Source organism: Streptomyces sp. NPDC029292 (assembly GCF_055569295.1).
The window spans coordinates 1-15,885 of record NZ_JBVHXR010000012.1; the positions used below are offsets into that span (position 1 = coordinate 1).

Annotated in this window: 13 protein-coding genes; 10 read left to right on the forward strand and 3 right to left on the reverse strand. The window is 70.1% G+C overall.

Annotated features, from left to right (window positions below):
* Positions 1–127: 127 nt before the first annotated feature.
* The gene (gene argG / locus ACZ4WS_RS25025) at positions 128–1,588 is read right to left on the reverse strand and encodes an argininosuccinate synthase (protein ID WP_467983515.1); all 1,461 of its coding nucleotides are present in this window, start codon (positions 1,586–1,588) and stop codon (positions 128–130) included.
* A 203-nt stretch (positions 1,589–1,791) separates the two neighbouring features.
* On the opposite strand from argG, the gene ACZ4WS_RS25030 reads away from it, so the two are divergent.
* The 4 genes from ACZ4WS_RS25030 (at position 1,792) to ACZ4WS_RS25045 (ending at position 6,106) form a co-directional block, all read left to right on the forward strand.
* Positions 1,792–2,736 (forward strand): hypothetical protein, encoded by a 945-nt coding sequence (locus ACZ4WS_RS25030; RefSeq protein ID WP_467983518.1) that lies wholly within the window; start codon positions 1,792–1,794, stop codon positions 2,734–2,736.
* A gap of 229 nt (positions 2,737–2,965) precedes the next feature.
* Positions 2,966–3,247: a hypothetical protein gene (locus tag ACZ4WS_RS25035; RefSeq protein ID WP_467983520.1), complete on the forward strand. Its 282-nt coding sequence runs from the start codon at positions 2,966–2,968 to the stop codon at positions 3,245–3,247.
* Positions 3,248–3,363: 116 nt separating this feature from the next.
* A complete protein-coding gene (locus ACZ4WS_RS25040; protein WP_467983522.1) occupies positions 3,364–4,746 on the forward strand; it encodes a nitrate/nitrite transporter in 1,383 nt (460 codons plus the stop codon).
* A gap of 199 nt (positions 4,747–4,945) precedes the next feature.
* The gene (locus ACZ4WS_RS25045; RefSeq protein ID WP_467983524.1) at positions 4,946–6,106 is read left to right on the forward strand and encodes a uroporphyrinogen-III synthase; all 1,161 of its coding nucleotides are present in this window, start codon (positions 4,946–4,948) and stop codon (positions 6,104–6,106) included.
* A 33-nt stretch (positions 6,107–6,139) separates the two neighbouring features.
* On the opposite strand, the gene ACZ4WS_RS25050 is transcribed toward ACZ4WS_RS25045, so the two are convergent.
* Entirely contained in the window at positions 6,140–6,646 is a 507-nt protein-coding gene (locus ACZ4WS_RS25050) for an anthrone oxygenase family protein (RefSeq protein ID WP_467983527.1), read from the reverse strand.
* Positions 6,647–6,849: 203 nt separating this feature from the next.
* Here ACZ4WS_RS25050 and ACZ4WS_RS25055 point away from each other — a divergent pair, with 203 nt between their 5' ends.
* The 6 genes from ACZ4WS_RS25055 (at position 6,850) to ACZ4WS_RS25080 (ending at position 14,169) form a co-directional block, all read left to right on the forward strand.
* Positions 6,850–7,434 carry a CGNR zinc finger domain-containing protein gene (locus ACZ4WS_RS25055; RefSeq protein ID WP_467983529.1) on the forward strand — a complete coding sequence of 195 codons (585 nt, stop codon included), beginning with the start codon at positions 6,850–6,852 and terminating at the stop codon, positions 7,432–7,434.
* Between the two features lie 324 nt (positions 7,435–7,758).
* The gene (locus tag ACZ4WS_RS25060; protein WP_467983531.1) at positions 7,759–8,286 is read left to right on the forward strand and encodes a sigma-70 family RNA polymerase sigma factor; all 528 of its coding nucleotides are present in this window, start codon (positions 7,759–7,761) and stop codon (positions 8,284–8,286) included.
* Positions 8,287–8,327: 41 nt separating this feature from the next.
* Positions 8,328–9,110, forward strand: a complete 783-nt coding sequence (locus tag ACZ4WS_RS25065; RefSeq protein WP_467983533.1) for an anti-sigma factor family protein — start codon at positions 8,328–8,330, stop codon at positions 9,108–9,110.
* Positions 9,111–9,192: 82 nt separating this feature from the next.
* Complete coding sequence (locus ACZ4WS_RS25070) at positions 9,193–11,676, forward strand: HelD family protein (RefSeq protein WP_467983535.1); 2,484 nt, start codon at positions 9,193–9,195, stop codon at positions 11,674–11,676.
* A 437-nt stretch (positions 11,677–12,113) separates the two neighbouring features.
* Complete coding sequence (locus ACZ4WS_RS25075; protein WP_467983537.1) at positions 12,114–13,547, forward strand: NAD-dependent malic enzyme; 1,434 nt, start codon at positions 12,114–12,116, stop codon at positions 13,545–13,547.
* Between the two features lie 340 nt (positions 13,548–13,887).
* Complete coding sequence (locus ACZ4WS_RS25080) at positions 13,888–14,169, forward strand: HU family DNA-binding protein (protein ID WP_007382399.1); 282 nt, start codon at positions 13,888–13,890, stop codon at positions 14,167–14,169.
* Between the two features lie 104 nt (positions 14,170–14,273).
* Here ACZ4WS_RS25080 and murA read toward each other — a convergent pair whose 3' ends face one another.
* Entirely contained in the window at positions 14,274–15,614 is a 1,341-nt protein-coding gene (gene murA, locus ACZ4WS_RS25085; protein ID WP_467983539.1) for a UDP-N-acetylglucosamine 1-carboxyvinyltransferase, read from the reverse strand.
* Positions 15,615–15,885: the final 271 nt, after the last annotated feature.

A 15,885-nucleotide genomic window follows, 5' to 3' on the forward strand; every position in this document is an offset into this window, starting at 1 on the left:
AAACACCCCCCCCCCCCCCCCCTCCTCCTCCCCCCCCCCCCCCCCCCCCCCCCCCCCCCCCCCCCCCCCCCCCCCCCCCCCCCCCCCCCCCCCCCGCTGCCCAGGTGCGTACGACCGGTGACTGGTCTCAGTCCGTGCCGGACTCCATCGCGGCGCGGTCCAGCATCGTCTCCTCGGCCGCCTCCTCGGCCGTGGCTTCGCCGCGCGAGGCGATCGCCTCGGCGCCGCCCTCGTGCATGGCGCCGATCAGACCGGTCGAGGCCGCCTGCGCGGCGCCGATCAGCGTCGGGTGGGCGGTGCCGACCATGCCCAGGCCCGCGTACTGCTCGAGCCGCGCACGGGAGTCGGCGATGTCCAGGTTCCGCATGGTGAGCTGGCCGATCCGGTCCACCGGGCCGAACGCCGAGTCCTCGGTCCGCTCCATGGAGAGCTTGTCCGGGTGGTAACTGAGCGCCGGGCCCCGGGTGTCGAGGACCGAGTAGTCCTCGCCGCGCCGCAGCCGCAGGGTCACCTCGCCGGTGATCGCCGCGCCGACCCAGCGCTGCAGTGACTCGCGCACCATCAGCGCCTGCGGGTCCAGCCAGCGGCCTTCGTAGAGCAGCCGGCCGAGCCGCCGGCCCTCGTTGTGGTACGCGGCCACGGTGTCCTCGTTGTGGATCGCGTTGACCAGACGCTCGTAGACGATGTGCAGCAGGGCCATCCCGGGTGCCTCGTAGATGCCGCGGCTCTTGGCCTCGATCACCCGGTTCTCGATCTGGTCGGACATGCCCAGACCGTGCCGGCCACCGATCGCGTTGGCCTCCATGACGAGGTCGACCGGGGAGGCGAACTCCTTGCCGTTGATGGTGACCGGGCGACCCTGGTCGAAGCCGACCGTCACGTCCTCCGTGGCGATCTCCACCGACGGGTCCCAGAAACGCACGCCCATGATCGGGTCGACCGTCTCGATGCCGGTGTCGAGGTGCTCCAGGGTCTTGGCCTCGTGCGTGGCGCCCCAGATGTTGGCGTCCGTGGAGTACGCCTTCTCCGTCGAGTCCCGGTACGGCAGCCCGTGCTCGAGCAGCCACTCCGACATCTCCTTGCGGCCGCCGAGCTCCGTGACGAAGTCCGCGTCCAGCCAGGGCTTGTAGATCCGCAGGTGCGGATTGGCGAGCAGCCCGTACCGGTAGAACCGCTCGATGTCGTTGCCCTTGAACGTGGAGCCGTCGCCCCAGATCTGCACCCTGTCCTCGAGCATGGCCCGCACCAGCAGCGTGCCGGTCACGGCACGTCCCAGCGGCGTGGTGTTGAAGTACGGGCGGCCGCCCGACCTGATGTGGAACGCGCCGCACGCGAGCGCCGCCAGCCCTTCCTCGACCAGCGCGGCACGGCAGTCGACGAGCCGGGTGATCTCGGCGCCGTACGCGGAGGCGCGACCGGGCACGGACGCGATGTCGGGCTCGTCGTACTGACCGATGTCGGCGGTGTACGTGCACGGGATGGCGCCCTTGTCGCGCATCCAGGCGACGGCGACCGAGGTGTCGAGCCCGCCGGAGAAGGCAATGCCGACGCGCTCGCCGGTCGGGAGGGAGGTGAGGACCTTGGACATGGCAAGACTATGCAACATTCTGCATGATCATGCAACGTGCCGCCGCCGACGGCCGAAACCTGTGCGAGAAGCCGCAGGCGCGCCAAGGCCCCGTCAAGCCCGAGTCAAGTGGGCGCTCCCCCGGTTTTGCAGACGTATGCGGGCATGGCACCGTAGTGCGGTTGCGTAAGTGAAGGCTGTTGGCTGGACGGGGAGTTGGCGCGGTGAGTAAGCGGCAGGTACGGAAGATGTTCCAGTTGATGGCGAGTGGGGAGCCGGTTCAGCTCACCAGCCCCATAGCCTCCGTGAAGAAGCTGGCCCGGCTCGCCTTCATCGCCCAGCAGTTCGGGTACGAGTACGCGGACGTACGGCAGGGCGGTGGGCGGAACAACGCGCTCGTGATGCTCATCGTGCCCGATCCCAGTCCGCAGGCCCAGGCGCGGGCCGCGCAGAACTGGGCGCAGTTTCCGCAGGCCGGGGACGGGGAGCCCAAGTCCCTCCCGCCCGTCATCCCCGACGCGCATGAACTGCTCAAGGCGCGGATCAACTTCGACCTGACCGGGAAGAACGCCGAGAAGCGGATGTTGTATGGGGCCCTCGGCGTCACCGTCGGGTGTGTCGTGCTGGGGGTCCGGGCCGGTGGGGACTCCACCGCCTTCACCGTGGCGGGCATTCTGTGGGCGGTGCTCATGGCTGCCATCGCCATCGGCCTCCCCGTCACGCGCAAGCGCAACGCCAAGTTCGCGGCCCGATTGCAGGCCGCCGGGTTCGCGCCGGTGACGGAGGAGGGCGGCCGGGTGCGGTATCTGCCGCCGACGGCGTACGCACAGCAGATCGCGGGCCCGCACGGCCAGCAGCCCCCTGGCCCGTACGCCCCCGGCCGGCAGCCCCCTGCCCCGTACGCCCCCGGCCAGCAGGCCCCAGGCCCGTATGCCCCCGGCCAGTACGCTCCGCCCGCCCCCGGCCTGTACGGGCAACAGGCCCCCGCTCCGTCCCCCTACGGCCAGCAGGCGGCCCCTGGCCCCTATGCCCAGCCCGGCGCCGTACCCCAGCAGCCCCAGCAGCCGCAGCCGCAGCAACCCCAACAGCCGTACGGACAACCGCAGTCGCAGCCCGCCCCGTACGGTCAGCCGCACCCCAACCCCTACGGCCAGCCCCCGCAGCAGTAGGCACCAGAACATCGCGGACGACCTGCACTCCCGCGTCGCCGACCAGATCCGGGACAGTTGCGCCCAGCTGTTCGACCTGGTGCCCGCGCACTTCCACCTCCTGTACTGGCCCGATCTGCGCAAGCCGCCCGTGCCCGTCTTCGTGGGCTTCTGGCAGCCGGAGCACGACGACGTGGCGGCCGCCTAGTACTACTCCGGATCCCTCGAGTACGAGGAGGCGACCGGGAGGATGCCGGTCAGGGAGGACTTCGCCACCGACCACCTCGGCGACGGGATGCGCGTCCTCCGCTTCGTGCCGCTGAATCCCCACGACCCGCAGGACCCCGACGACCCGCAGGACCCCGATGCCGTCCTGGGAGTCCTGGCCTACCACTGGCGTACGGGGGAGCCCGCCGTCGACGTCCAGCTGCTCGCCTTCACCAACGAACTGGGACAGCTCTACGCCGCTCTCCCCGGCCTCGACGCCTTCGCGCGTGGTCTCGTCCTCACCGACCCATCCCCGCCCGAGTGAGAGCAAAGTTCCTTTCCGGTCACCCACAGGCACAGGCCGGAAACGCGCCCTCCCTACCTTCGGTTGTCATCCCCAAGTACGACACGCGCACCGCACCGGAGAACCGTGGAGGCGTCATGACAGCCCCTAGTACAGCCCCCGCACGGAGCAGGGGAGGCCGCTGGATCGAGGAATGGGATCCGGAGAACGAGGCCTTCTGGAACGAGACCGGCGAGAAGGTCGCACGCCGGAATCTGTTGTTCTCCGTGCTGTCCGAGCACATCGGGTTCTCGATCTGGACCCTGTGGTCCGTGCTCGTGCTCTTCATGGGGCCCGAGTACGGGCTCACCCCGGCCGACAAGTTCATGCTGACGTCCATGGTGACGCTGGTCGGGGCGGTCGTGCGGGTGCCTTACACCTTCGCGGTCGCGATCTTCGGCGGGCGGAACTGGACGATCGTGTCGGCCAGCCTGCTGCTGATCCCGACGATCGCCGCGTTCGTGGTCATGAAGCCGGGGACTTCCTTCTCCACCTTCCTCGTCATCGGTCTGCTCGCCGGGATCGGGGGCGGGAACTTCGCCTCCTCCATGACCAACATCAACGCCTTCTTCCCGCTGAAGAAGAAGGGGTGGGCGCTCGGGCTCAACGCCGGCGGCGGCAACATCGGCGTGCCGGTCATCCAGCTCGTGGCGCTCGCCATCATCGGGGCGAGCGGCGGGCCGAGGGTCCTGCTGGGGATCTACATCCCGCTCATCCTCGTCGCCGCCGCCCTCGCCGCGCTCTACATGGACAACATCTCGTCCGTGAAGAACGACACCGGAGCCGCCAAGGACGCCGCGAAGGACGCGCACACCTGGATCATGGCCTTCCTGTACATCGGCACGTTCGGGTCGTTCATCGGCTACGCGTTCGCCTTCGGACAGGTGCTCCAGGTCCAGTTCGGGCGTACGCCCCTGCAGGCGGCGTACCTCACCTTCATCGGTCCGCTGCTCGGCTCGCTGATCCGGCCCGTCGGCGGCTGGCTCGCCGACCGGTACGGCGGCGCGAAGATCACCCTCTACAACTTCATCGGCATGGCCGCGGCGACCGCCATCCTCGTCTTCGCCTCCATGCAGAAGTCGCTGCCGCTGTTCGTCGCCGTCTTCGTGGTCCTGTTCGTGCTCAGCGGGCTCGGCAACGGGTCGACGTACAAGATGATCCCCGGCATCTTCCAGGCCAAGGCGCTCGCCAAGGGACTCGAAGGGGAGGAAGCCGCCCTGTACGGGCGTCGGCTCTCCGGCGCCTCCATGGGGCTCATCGGCGCGGTGGGCGCGCTCGGCGGCGTCGGCATCAACCTCGCCTTCCGGCAGTCCTTCCTCTCCTACGGCTCCGGCACCGGCGCCTTCGTCACCTTCCTCGCCTTCTACGCGGTCTGCTTCGCGGTCACCTGGGCTGTATACCTTCGCCGCCCGGCCGCCGCCGGAGCCCCGGCCGCGGCGGCCAAGGAGGCGAAGGCGCAGCTCAGCTACGCCAAGGTGTGACGTAACACCAGCGACATCAAGCTGATCCGAGCCTGTCACGGGGCGTTGACAGGCTCGGTCAGCCGCACCTTCACGAGCGCACAACCCGGGTGCACGACCGCACCACCCAGACGTACGAGCGCACTGCCTGGGCGCACGACCGCACCACCGCACCACCCCATGCACGACGACTCGACGAGCGCGAGACGAGAGCCGAGCCATGTACGACGAACAGCAGCGACCGGCCCGACCAGATCACGGCCCCCTCTCGGGGTTCACCGTGGGCGTGACGGCCGCGCGCCGGGCCGACGAGCTCGGGGCGCTGCTCCAGCGCCGCGGCGCCTCCGTCGTACACGCGCCCGCCCTGCGCATCGTGCCGCTCGCCGACGACGGCGAACTGCTCGCCGCCACCAAGGAGCTGATCGACGAGGCACCGGATGTCGTGGTGGCCACCACCGCCATCGGCTTCCGGGGCTGGGTCGAGGCCGCCGACGGGTGGGGGCTCGGCGAGGATCTGCTCGCGCGGCTGCGCGGTGTCGAGCTGCTCGCCCGCGGCCCCAAGGTCAAGGGCGCCATAAGGGCCCAGGGGCTGACCGAGGAGTGGTCCCCCTCCTCCGAGTCCATGGCCGAGGTGCTCGACAAGCTCCTGGAGGAGGGCGTCGAAGGCCGCCGCGTCGCCATCCAGCTGCACGGCGAGCCGGTACCCGGGTTCGTGGAGTCGCTGCGGGCCGCGGGAGCCGAGGTCGTCGGCGTCCCCGTGTACCGGTGGATGCCGCCGGAGGACATAGGCCCCGTCGACCGGCTGCTCGACGCGACGGTCACCCGCGGCCTGGACGCGCTCAGCTTCACCAGCGCGCCCGCCGCCGCCTCCCTGCTGTCCAGGGCGGAGGACCGCGGCCTGCTGCCCGAGCTGCTCGCCGCCCTCCACCACGACGTGCTCCCCGCCTGCGTCGGCCCGGTCACCGCCCTGCCGCTGCAAGCGCACGGCATCGACACGGTCCAGCCCGAACGCTTCCGGCTCGGCCCCCTCGTACAGCTGCTGTGCCAGGAACTGCCGGGGCGGGCACGGACGTTGCCCATCGCCGGGCACCGGGTGGAGATCCGCGGGCACGCGGTGATGGTGGACGGGGCGCTGCGGCCCGTACCGCCCGCCGGGATGTCGCTGCTGCGGGCCCTGTCGCGGCGGCCGGGATGGGTGGTGGCCCGGTCCGAGCTGCTGCGCGCGCTGCCGGGAGCCGGGCGGGACGAGCATGCCGTGGAGACGGCGATGGCCCGGCTGCGTACGGCACTTGGCGCGCCCAAGCTCATCCAGACCGTCGTCAAGCGCGGCTACCGGCTCGCACTCGACCCGGCCGCGGACTCCAAGTACGCCGACGTGTAGAGCCTGCGCCGGACCGGGGATCGGAGACAGGTTCTACGGTCGCCGGTACAGCAGCAGCGCACGGGCCAGGCACGCCAGCGCCAGCGTCGACAGCAGCGCCCGTACGACGTTCCACGCCACCCACGTGTCCTCGAACTTCTCGCGTACGGCGGCCGGATCGGCGATCTTCGCCGGGTCGCCCGCGTCCGCGAGGTCGTTGTTGAGCGGGATGTTCACGACGACGGTGAAGAGGAAGGCGAGCGCGTACGCGGCGAGGGCGGCGAACACCCACCACCGGTACGGCGAGCCGCGCAGCTGCCAGGCCGAGATCGCCGTCAGAACCAGCGCGCCCATGAAGCTCAGGAAGAACACCGGGTTCTGGATCACGTCGTTGATGTTCTGCATGACCTCGATGAAGACCCGGTCGTCGCTGCGGGCCAGTGACGGCATGACGTCGCAGGCGAAAATGTAGAAGACCCCGGCGATCAGGCCCATCGCGACCGTGGCCGCACCCAGTACACCTCCGGCGGTCGTACGCCGCCCCGTGCTGTTGTCTGTCATGTCCTTCAGTCAACCGACGCCGTGGCACGGGTGACATGGCTCAGGCGCGCGGCCGCATAAGCACGCGTCCAGGACATGAGCGGTACTGAGTCTTCCGGCCGCGCGTGCGGGCATGCACTGTAGGGGGTACGACCCCCGCAGGCACCTTTCGCTGACACCTCACCGACCCCTCACGGCGGTAACCCCAAGGCGGTGACAGGCACATGGCATCGGGCATGGCCACGGCCTCGTACGAGCTGCGGTTCGACTCCGGGCGGATCTGCCTGGACCTGACGGCGACCACCCATCCCGAGGAACGGCTCGACTCGGCCGTCCGGCTGCGCGCCTGGATCGCCGCGTCCGGCCTGGTGCCCCCGGGCACGCCGCTGGAGGCGGACACCTCCTGGCTCCTGAGATTTTGTGAACTGCGCGGACACATCGCGCAGTTGGTGCGCGGCGAACTGGACGCGCGGCCCGCCGGCACGGCGCTCGCCCGCGTCAACGCGGTCGCGCTGGCCACCCCGCCCGCGCCCTGGGCCGTCCGCGCGGACGACGGTTCGCTGCACCGCCGGCTGCGCACCCCGCCCGGCTGCGATGAACTGCTCTCCGTCGTCGCCCGGGACGCCCTCGATCTGCTCACCGATCCGGTGGCGCGGGCGAGCCTCAGGCAGTGCGAGGGGGACAACTGTCCGATCGTCTATCTCGACACCTCGCGGGGCCGGCGCCGACGATGGTGCTCCAGTGAGGTGTGCGGCAACCGGGAGCGCGTGGCCCGGCACCGGCGCCGGGCGGCCCTCGCCCGCGCGTGAACCCATCCGGGACTGCCCGGAACCTATCCGGGACCTGCCCGGGACCCACCCGGAACCCATCCGGGACCCGCCCGGAACCCATCCGGGACCGCCCCGGACCCCACCCCCAACCCATCCGAATGTGACGCCCCGACCGCACGGAGTGATCAAGAAACCCTCTTCACACCCCGACCAAGAAATATGTGCGACCTCTTTGAACACACGCCCGCCTACGCACGTACCCGGAGATGAGCGACCGACTGGGGGAACCCCCGGACACCGGAGGTAGGCGTGCGCAAGGATTCCGCCGTGGCTGATGAACGAAGGCCAAGGGCCCGACATCGCATGTCCCAGCCCTCGTCGACCGAACCCGACGAGGAGCTGATGCGTGCGCTGTACCGGGAACACGCGGGACCCCTCCTCGCCTATGTCCTGCGGCTGGTCGCCGGAGACCGGCAGCGCGCCGAGGACGTCGTGCAGGAGACGCTCATCCGTGCCTGGAAGAACGCCGGTCAGCTCAATCGTGCGACCGGTTCGGTACGCCCCTGGCTTGTGACGGTTGCCCGGCGCATCGTCATCGACGGCCACCGCAGCCGGCAGGCCCGGCCGCAGGAGGTGGACCCGTCGCCGCTGGAGGTCATCCCCGCGGAGGACGAGATCGACAAGGCGTTGTGGCTGATGACACTGTCGGACGCGCTGGACGACCTGACCCCTGCTCACAGGGAAGTCTTGGTCGAAACGTACTTCAAAGGGCGTACGGTCAATGAGGCGGCCGAGACGCTCGGCATCCCCAGCGGCACCGTGCGCTCGCGGGTGTTCTACGCCCTGCGGTCGATGAAGCTGGCGCTGGAGGAGCGGGGGGTGACGGCATGAACAACGCATACGGGGGATACGGAACGGGTGGTCCAGGAGCCATGCAGGGTCCACGGGGACAGCAGAACCCCGGTGACATTCATGAGGCCGTCGGCGCCTACGCCCTCGGGATTCTCGACGACGCCGAAGCAACCGCTTTCGAGGCTCACCTCGCGACCTGCGAATGGTGCGCTCAGCAGCTCGACGAGCTCGCCGGGATGGAGCCGATGCTCGCCGCGCTCGCGGATCTGCCCGCCTCCCAGGGCACCCCGGCCATCGGCGAGTCCCTGGCCGCCCGCCCGAGCCCGCGGCTCGCGGAACGGCTGGTCGACGAGGTGTCCGAGCGGCGCGCCCTCAAGCGCCGGCGCGGGATGTACCTGGTGGCGGCCGCGGCCGCGCTGATCATCGGCGGTCCGCTGACGGTGATGGCGGTCAACAGCGGCAACGACACCGGCAGCAACCAGGCCATGCCCATGGAGACCAGCCCCGCCAAGGCCGCCTTCCAGGTCATGACCGACAAGACGGAAGCCACCGACCCGAGCACCAAGGTCAACGCCGTCGTCGCCGTCGAGAAGAAGGACTGGGGCACCCACGCCGTCCTCCAGCTCAAGAACGTCAAGGGCCCGCTCAAGTGCTCCCTGATCGCCGTGGGCAAGAACGGCGAGCGCGAGACGGTGACCTCCTGGGCGGTCCCGAAATGGGGCTACGGCATCCCGAACGCCAAGACGGAAGAGGCGAAATCCCCGCTCTACGTGCACGGCGGCGCCGCCTTCAAGCCGAACGAGATCGACCACTTCGAGGTCATGACGTTCGACGGGAAGCGGCTCGTGGAGGTGAACGCGTGAGCGAACCCGGAGCGCGCGCGTAGCCTCCGGGCCCCCCTTCGCGTACGGTTGACGGCTGCCCAGCACGTCAGAAGGGGGCCCGGTGGCCGCTCAGGCTCAGCAGGAAACCGCGCTCGGCTCGGTCCATGAATCCGTAGGCGACGTCTCCGTCAAGGACGACTCCGTACGGGATCGGGAGATCAGCGTCGAACAGGAACATCTGGACCGGGTCTACCGGCGCCTCGAGGAGAAGATCCACGAGGCTGAGTTCCTCATGAACGACGCCGCCAAGCGCGGTCAGGTCGGGACGCCGGGGGCGCTCGCGGAGCGGGACGCCCAGGTGTTCCGGGCGGGAATTCACCTCAACCGCCTCAACAACGAGTTCGAGGACTTTCTCTTCGGACGGATCGACCTGCTCCTCGGGAAGGACGGCAAGAAGGGGCCGGACGGCGCGTACACGGCCGTCGAACCGGCCGAGGGCGCGGTCCGTGCGGACAACACCGCCGAGATCGCGGAGACGCTGCACATCGGCCGTATCGGCGTCCTCGACGTGGACTACACGCCGCTGGTGATCGACTGGCGGGCGCCCGCCGCCGCGCCGTTCTACCGTTCGACGCCGGTCGATCCGGGTCGGGTCGTACGTCGTCGGGTCGTCCGGTCCAAGGGGCGCAAGGTCCTCGGTGTCGAGGACGACCTGATGCGTCCGGAGCTGAAAGCCACCCTCGACGGCCGGGAACTCCCGGTGATCGGCGACGGTGCGCTGATGGCGGCCCTCGGCCAGGCCCGCAGCCACACCATGCGCGACATCGTGGCGTCGATCCAGGCGGAGCAGGACCTGGTGATCCGCGCCCCCGCCGCCTCGGTGACGTACGTCGAGGGCGGACCGGGCACGGGCAAGACGGCGGTGGCCCTGCACCGGGCGGCGTACCTCCTCTACCAGGACCGCCGCCGCTACGCGGGCGGCATCCTCATCGTCTCCCCGACCCCTCTGCTGGTCGCCTACACCGAGGGCGTCCTCCCGTCCCTCGGCGAGGAGGGCCAGGTCGCCATCCGGGCGATCGGCTCGCTCGTCGACGGCGCGGAGGCCACCCTGTACGACTCCCCGGCCGTGGCCCGCGCCAAGGGCTCGTACCGGATGCTGAAGGTGCTGCGGAAGGCGGCGCGGGGCGCCCTCGAACCGGCGCCGGACGCCGGGCCCTCGCGCTCCCCCCGGAACGGGGGCGCCGGGCAGGCATCCGTGGGCGCGGAGCACGCCGCGGGCGGCTCCGAGCAGCTCGCCTTCGGCGAGGAGGAAACCGAGCCGCAGGGCCCCGCGACGGTGCCCACCCGCCTCCGCGTCGTCGCCTTCGGGCGTCGCCTGGAACTGGAGGCCGCCGAGCTGGACCGCATCAAGCACAACGTGCTCAGCGGGACCGCGCCCGTCAACCTGCTGCGTCCGCGCGCCCGCAAGCTGCTGCTCGACGCGCTGTGGGCGCGGTCGGGGGCCGGGACGCGGCACACGGACCCGGAGCTGGCGGCCGAGCTGCGGTCGTCGTTCGACGAGGACATCACGTCCGAGGACAGTTTCATCGCGTTCCTGGACGCGTGGTGGCCGGAGCTGACCCCGCGCGGCGTGCTGGCCGCCATGGCCGACGAGCGGCGGCTCGGGCGCTGGGCGCGGCGCATCCTCAACCCCGGTGAGGCGCGGCGGGTGGCGCGCTCGCTCAAGCGGGACGGGCTCTCCGTGCACGACGTGGCGATGCTCGACGAGCTGAACGCCATCCTCGGCACCCCCGCCCGGCCCAAGAAGCGGCGTGACCTCGACCCGCTCGACCAGCTCACAGGCCTCGAAGAGCTCATGCCCGAACGCGAGGAGTCGCAGCGCGAGCGCGCCGAGCGGCTCGCGCAGGAGCGGACCGAGTACGCGCACGTCATCGTCGACGAGGCGCAGGACCTCACGCCCATGCAGTGGCGGATGGTCGGGCGGCGGGGACGCCATGCCACCTGGACCGTCGTGGGGGATCCGGCCCAGTCGTCCTGGTCCGACCCCGACGAGGCCGCGGAGGCGCGGGACGAGGCCCTGGGGACCCGCCCCCGGCGACGCTTCAACCTCACCGTCAACTACCGCAACCCCGCCGAGATCGCCGAGCTGGCCGCCAAGGTCCTCGCCCTCGCCATGCCGGGATCGCAGTCCCCGTCCGCCGTACGGTCCACGGGTGTCGAGCCGCGTTTTGTGGCGACGGACAAGGGACACGGCACCGGCCCACGGGACTCCCTCGCGCAGACCGTACGGGCCGAGGCCGCCCATCTCCTCGACCGCGTCGACGGCACCGTGGGCGTCGTCGTCGCCATGAACCGGCGCGAGGAGGCCGCCCGCTGGCTTGCCGGGCTCGGCGACCGTGTGGTGGCGCTCGGCAGCCTGGAGGCCAAGGGACTGGAGTACGACGCGACGATCGTCGTATCTCCCGCGGAGATCGCCGACGAGTCACCCGCGGGGCTGCGTGTGCTGTACGTCGCGCTCACCCGGGCCACTCAGCAGCTGACCGTCGTGTCGTGCGAACGGGACGAGCCCGATGGGAGCGGGGTGCCGGATCTGCTCCGGGACTGAGGCGGGCCGCGCTCTCCCGCCCTCCCGGCCGCCCCGCCCCGCTCACATGAACTCTCCATTGAACTCTCGGGGCGGGAATTGCCTTACGGGGATCGTTTGTTACCGTTGACGTGACACCGGCCCGATCCAAGCCCCCGGGCCCAACCTTCGTCGCTACGAGCGACCACTTGCCGCGAGGCGAGCATGGCGGGTCGGTGTCATTGAACTAGGAGAGGCCCACGTCACCCCGTGACGTGGGCCTCTTTTGCTGCGCCCAGACTTCTCGTATGGTGGAAGTAGTTTTCCGAAAGTGCCCGTTTACGCGCGAACAAAACGTTCGCAATCCGGGGCGGCTACCGCGTACTCGACGGTAGGTGCGACGATCGGACGGCATACCAGCGCTCCAGCAGTACGAGCGCAGTACACGCGGTACACGGTGAAAGCAGAGGAAGTCGGCCATGGCAACGGCGCCCAGCGTCTCCTACTCGATGACGGTCCGGCTGGAGGTGCCCGCGAGCGGAACCGCGGTCTCCCAGCTCACCACGGCCGTCGAGTCCCACGGAGGCTCGGTGACCGGCCTCGACGTGACCGCCTCCGGCCACGAGAAGCTCCAGATCGACGTCACCATCGCGGCGACCTCCACGGCGCACGCCGAAGAGATCGTCGAGCAGCTGCGCGGCATCGAGGGCGTGACGCTGGGCAAGGTCTCGGACCGTACGTTCCTGATGCACCTCGGCGGCAAGATCGAGATGCAGTCCAAGCACCCGATCCGCAACCGTGACGACCTCTCCATGATCTACACGCCGGGTGTGGCCCGCGTGTGCATGGCGATCGCCGAGAACCCCGAGGACGCCCGCCGCCTCACCATCAAGCGCAACTCCGTTGCGGTCGTGACGGACGGCTCGGCCGTGCTGGGCCTGGGCAACATCGGCCCGATGGCCGCCCTCCCGGTCATGGAGGGCAAGGCGGCCCTCTTCAAGCGCTTCGCCGGCATCGACGCCTGGCCGATCTGCCTGGACACCCAGGACACCGACGCGATCGTGGAGATCGTGAAGGCGATCGCCCCCGGCTTCGCGGGCATCAACCTGGAGGACATCTCCGCGCCCCGCTGCTTCGAGATCGAGGCCCGGCTGCGCGAGGCCCTCGACATCCCCGTCTTCCACGACGACCAGCACGGCACCGCGATCGTCGTCCTCGCCGCCCTCACGAACGCCCTGCGTGTCGCGGGCAAGGCCATCGGCGACATCCGTGTCGTCATGTCCGGCGCGGGCGCGGCCGGTACGGCCATCCTCAAGCTGCTCATCGCCGCGGGCGTGAAGAACGCCGTCGTCGCCGACATCCACGGCGTCGTGCACGCGGACCGCGCGGACCTGGTGGACGCGGCCTCCGATTCGCCGCTGCGCTGGATCGCCGACAACACCAACCTCGAGGGCCTCACGGGCACGTTGAAGGAGGCCGTGCGCGGCGCCGACGTGTTCATCGGTGTCTCCGCCCCGAACGTCATCGACGGCGACGACGTGGCCGCCATGGCCGAGGGTGCCATCGTGTTCGCGCTCGCGAACCCCGACCCCGAGGTCGACCCGGCAATCGCCCGTCTGACGGCGGCAGTTGTCGCCACCGGCCGCTCGGACTTCCCCAACCAGATCAACAACGTCCTGGTCTTCCCGGGCGTCTTCCGTGGCCTCCTGGACGCCCAGTCGCGTACGGTCAACACGGAGATGATGCTGGCCGCCGCGGCCGCCCTGGCGGACGTGGTGACCGAGGACGAACTCAACCCGAACTACATCATCCCGAGCGTCTTCAACGACAAGGTCGCGGGCGCGGTCGCCGGAGCGGTGCGCAACGCCGCGAAGGCGGCAGGGGTGACGGAGGCGGGCAACAACACCGCGTGAGTGCTGATGTTCACGCCGCTGTGACGGGCGCCACGACCGCCTGAGACCCCGGCGCGTCGTGGACGCGGCGCCTGTGGCCGCCTTTATCGTGGCGGCCAGGCTCAGGCCTTCCAGGCCTTTTCGTGTGACTCCCAAGGGTGTTCGTGTGACTCCCGGGGGTGCCGGATTGGCTTTCCCGCCGCAGGTGGGGGCAGGATGCGTCTTCGGGCGCGAGGGTCTGGCGACGGACCCGGGTCCGGGGACCTACCGAGGACCCTGGCAGCATCGGCTTCACTGTGCCCGATATGCGGCTCCGCCGCGTGGCACGCCTCAACAGCAAGAAGAACACGGGAGTAACAACATGAACCGCAGTGAGCTGGTGGCCGCGCTGGCCGACCGCGCCGAGGTGACCCGCAAGGACGCCGACGCCGTTCTGGCCGCGTTCGCCGAGACCGTCGGCGAGATCGTCGCCAAGGGCGACGAGAAGGTCACCATCCCCGGCTTCCTGACCTTCGAGCGCACCCACCGTGCCGCTCGCACCGCGCGCAACCCGCAGACCGGCGACCCGATCCAGATCCCGGCCGGCTACAGCGTGAAGGTCTCCGCGGGCAGCAAGCTCAAGGAAGCCGCCAAGGGCAAGTAAGGCCTACGCCGCCCGCGTCACGGGACGGCGCACGGCAGAGCAGTACGCCAATGGGGCGGCCCCCTTCACCGGGGGCCGCCCCATCGTCGTACGCGCTGATCCGCTTATCCGAGAGCCTTGCCCGGCAGCTCCACCTTCGCGCCGAGCTCCACCAGCTTCTCCATGAAGTTCTCGTAGCCGCGGTTGATGAGGTCGATGCCGTGCACCCGCGAAGTCCCCTGGGCCGCCAGGGCCGCGATGAGGTACGAGAAGCCGCCGCGCAGGTCGGGGATGACCAGGTCGGCGCCCTGGAGCTTGGTGGGGCCCGAAACGACCGCCGAGTGGAGGAAGTTGCGCTGGCCGAAGCGGCAGTTCGAGCCGCCGAGGCACTCGCGGTAGAGCTGGATGTGCGCGCCCATCTGGTTGAGCGCGGAGGTGAAGCCGAGGCGGGACTCGTACACCGTCTCGTGGATGATCGAGAGGCCGGTCGCCTGCGTCAGGGCGACGACCAGGGGCTGCTGCCAGTCGGTCTGGAAGCCGGGGTGGACGTCCGTCTCCAGGGCGATCGACTTGAGCTGGCCGCCCGGGTGCCAGAAGCGGATGCCCTCGTCGTCGATCTCGAAGGCGCCGCCGACCTTGCGGTAGGTGTTCAGGAACGTCATCATCGAGCGCTGCTGGGCGCCGCGGACGTAGATGTTGCCTTCGGTCGCCAGCGCCGCGGAAGCCCAGGAGGCGGCCTCCAGGCGGTCCGGGAGGGCCGCGTGGGTGTAGCCGCCGAGCGAGTCGACACCGGTGATGCGGATGGTCCGGTCGGTGTCCATGGCGATGATCGCGCCCATCTTCTGCAGTACGCAGATGAGGTCCTCGATCTCGGGCTCCACGGCCGCGTTGGACAGCTCGGTGACGCCCTCCGCCAGAACGGCGGTCAGCAGCACCTGCTCGGTCGCGCCGACGGACGGGTACGGCAGCTGGATCTTCGTACCGCGAAGCCGCTGCGGAGCCTCCAGGTACTGGCCGTCCGCCCGCTTCTCGATCTTCGCGCCGAACTGCCGCAGCACCTCGAAGTGGAAGTCGATGGGACGGCCGCCGATGTCACAGCCGCCCAGACCCGGGATGAACGCGTGCCCCAGGCGGTGCAGCAGCGGACCGCAGAAAAGAATCGGGATGCGCGACGAGCCCGCGTGGGCATCGATGTCGGCGACGTTCGCGCTCTCCACGTGCGACGGGTCGAGCACCAGCTCGCCCGGCTCCTCTCCCGGACGGACCGTCACCCCGTGCAGCTGCAGCAGCCCGCGTACGACACGCACGTCCCGGATGTCGGGGACATTGCGCAGCCGGCTCGGAGCGCTGCCCAGCAGGGCGGCGACCATGGCCTTGGGTACGAGGTTCTTCGCACCACGGACACGGATCTCGCCCTCAAGCGGAGTTCCGCCGTGGACAAGCAGGACATCGTCGTTGACGGTCATGTATCTCGCGTTCCGATGAGTTGGGCAGGGGTGTGTCGTCGGCGTGCCCGTCGTACAGGAGCCGAAGGGCAAGGGTAATGGCCGCCTACCCCCCTTCAGTAAGCCCATGTGCCACCCGGCTGCGTCATAGCTTTGCCACAACACGAACCGTTCCGAATCGGACACATGGGGTAACCGAAACCGGTGTGCGCTCCAGTCGCACCCGTGCGCCCTTCCGTCTCCCACCACCACCCTCGAACGAGGCCCCACCAGGCCACTCCTTTTGTTCATG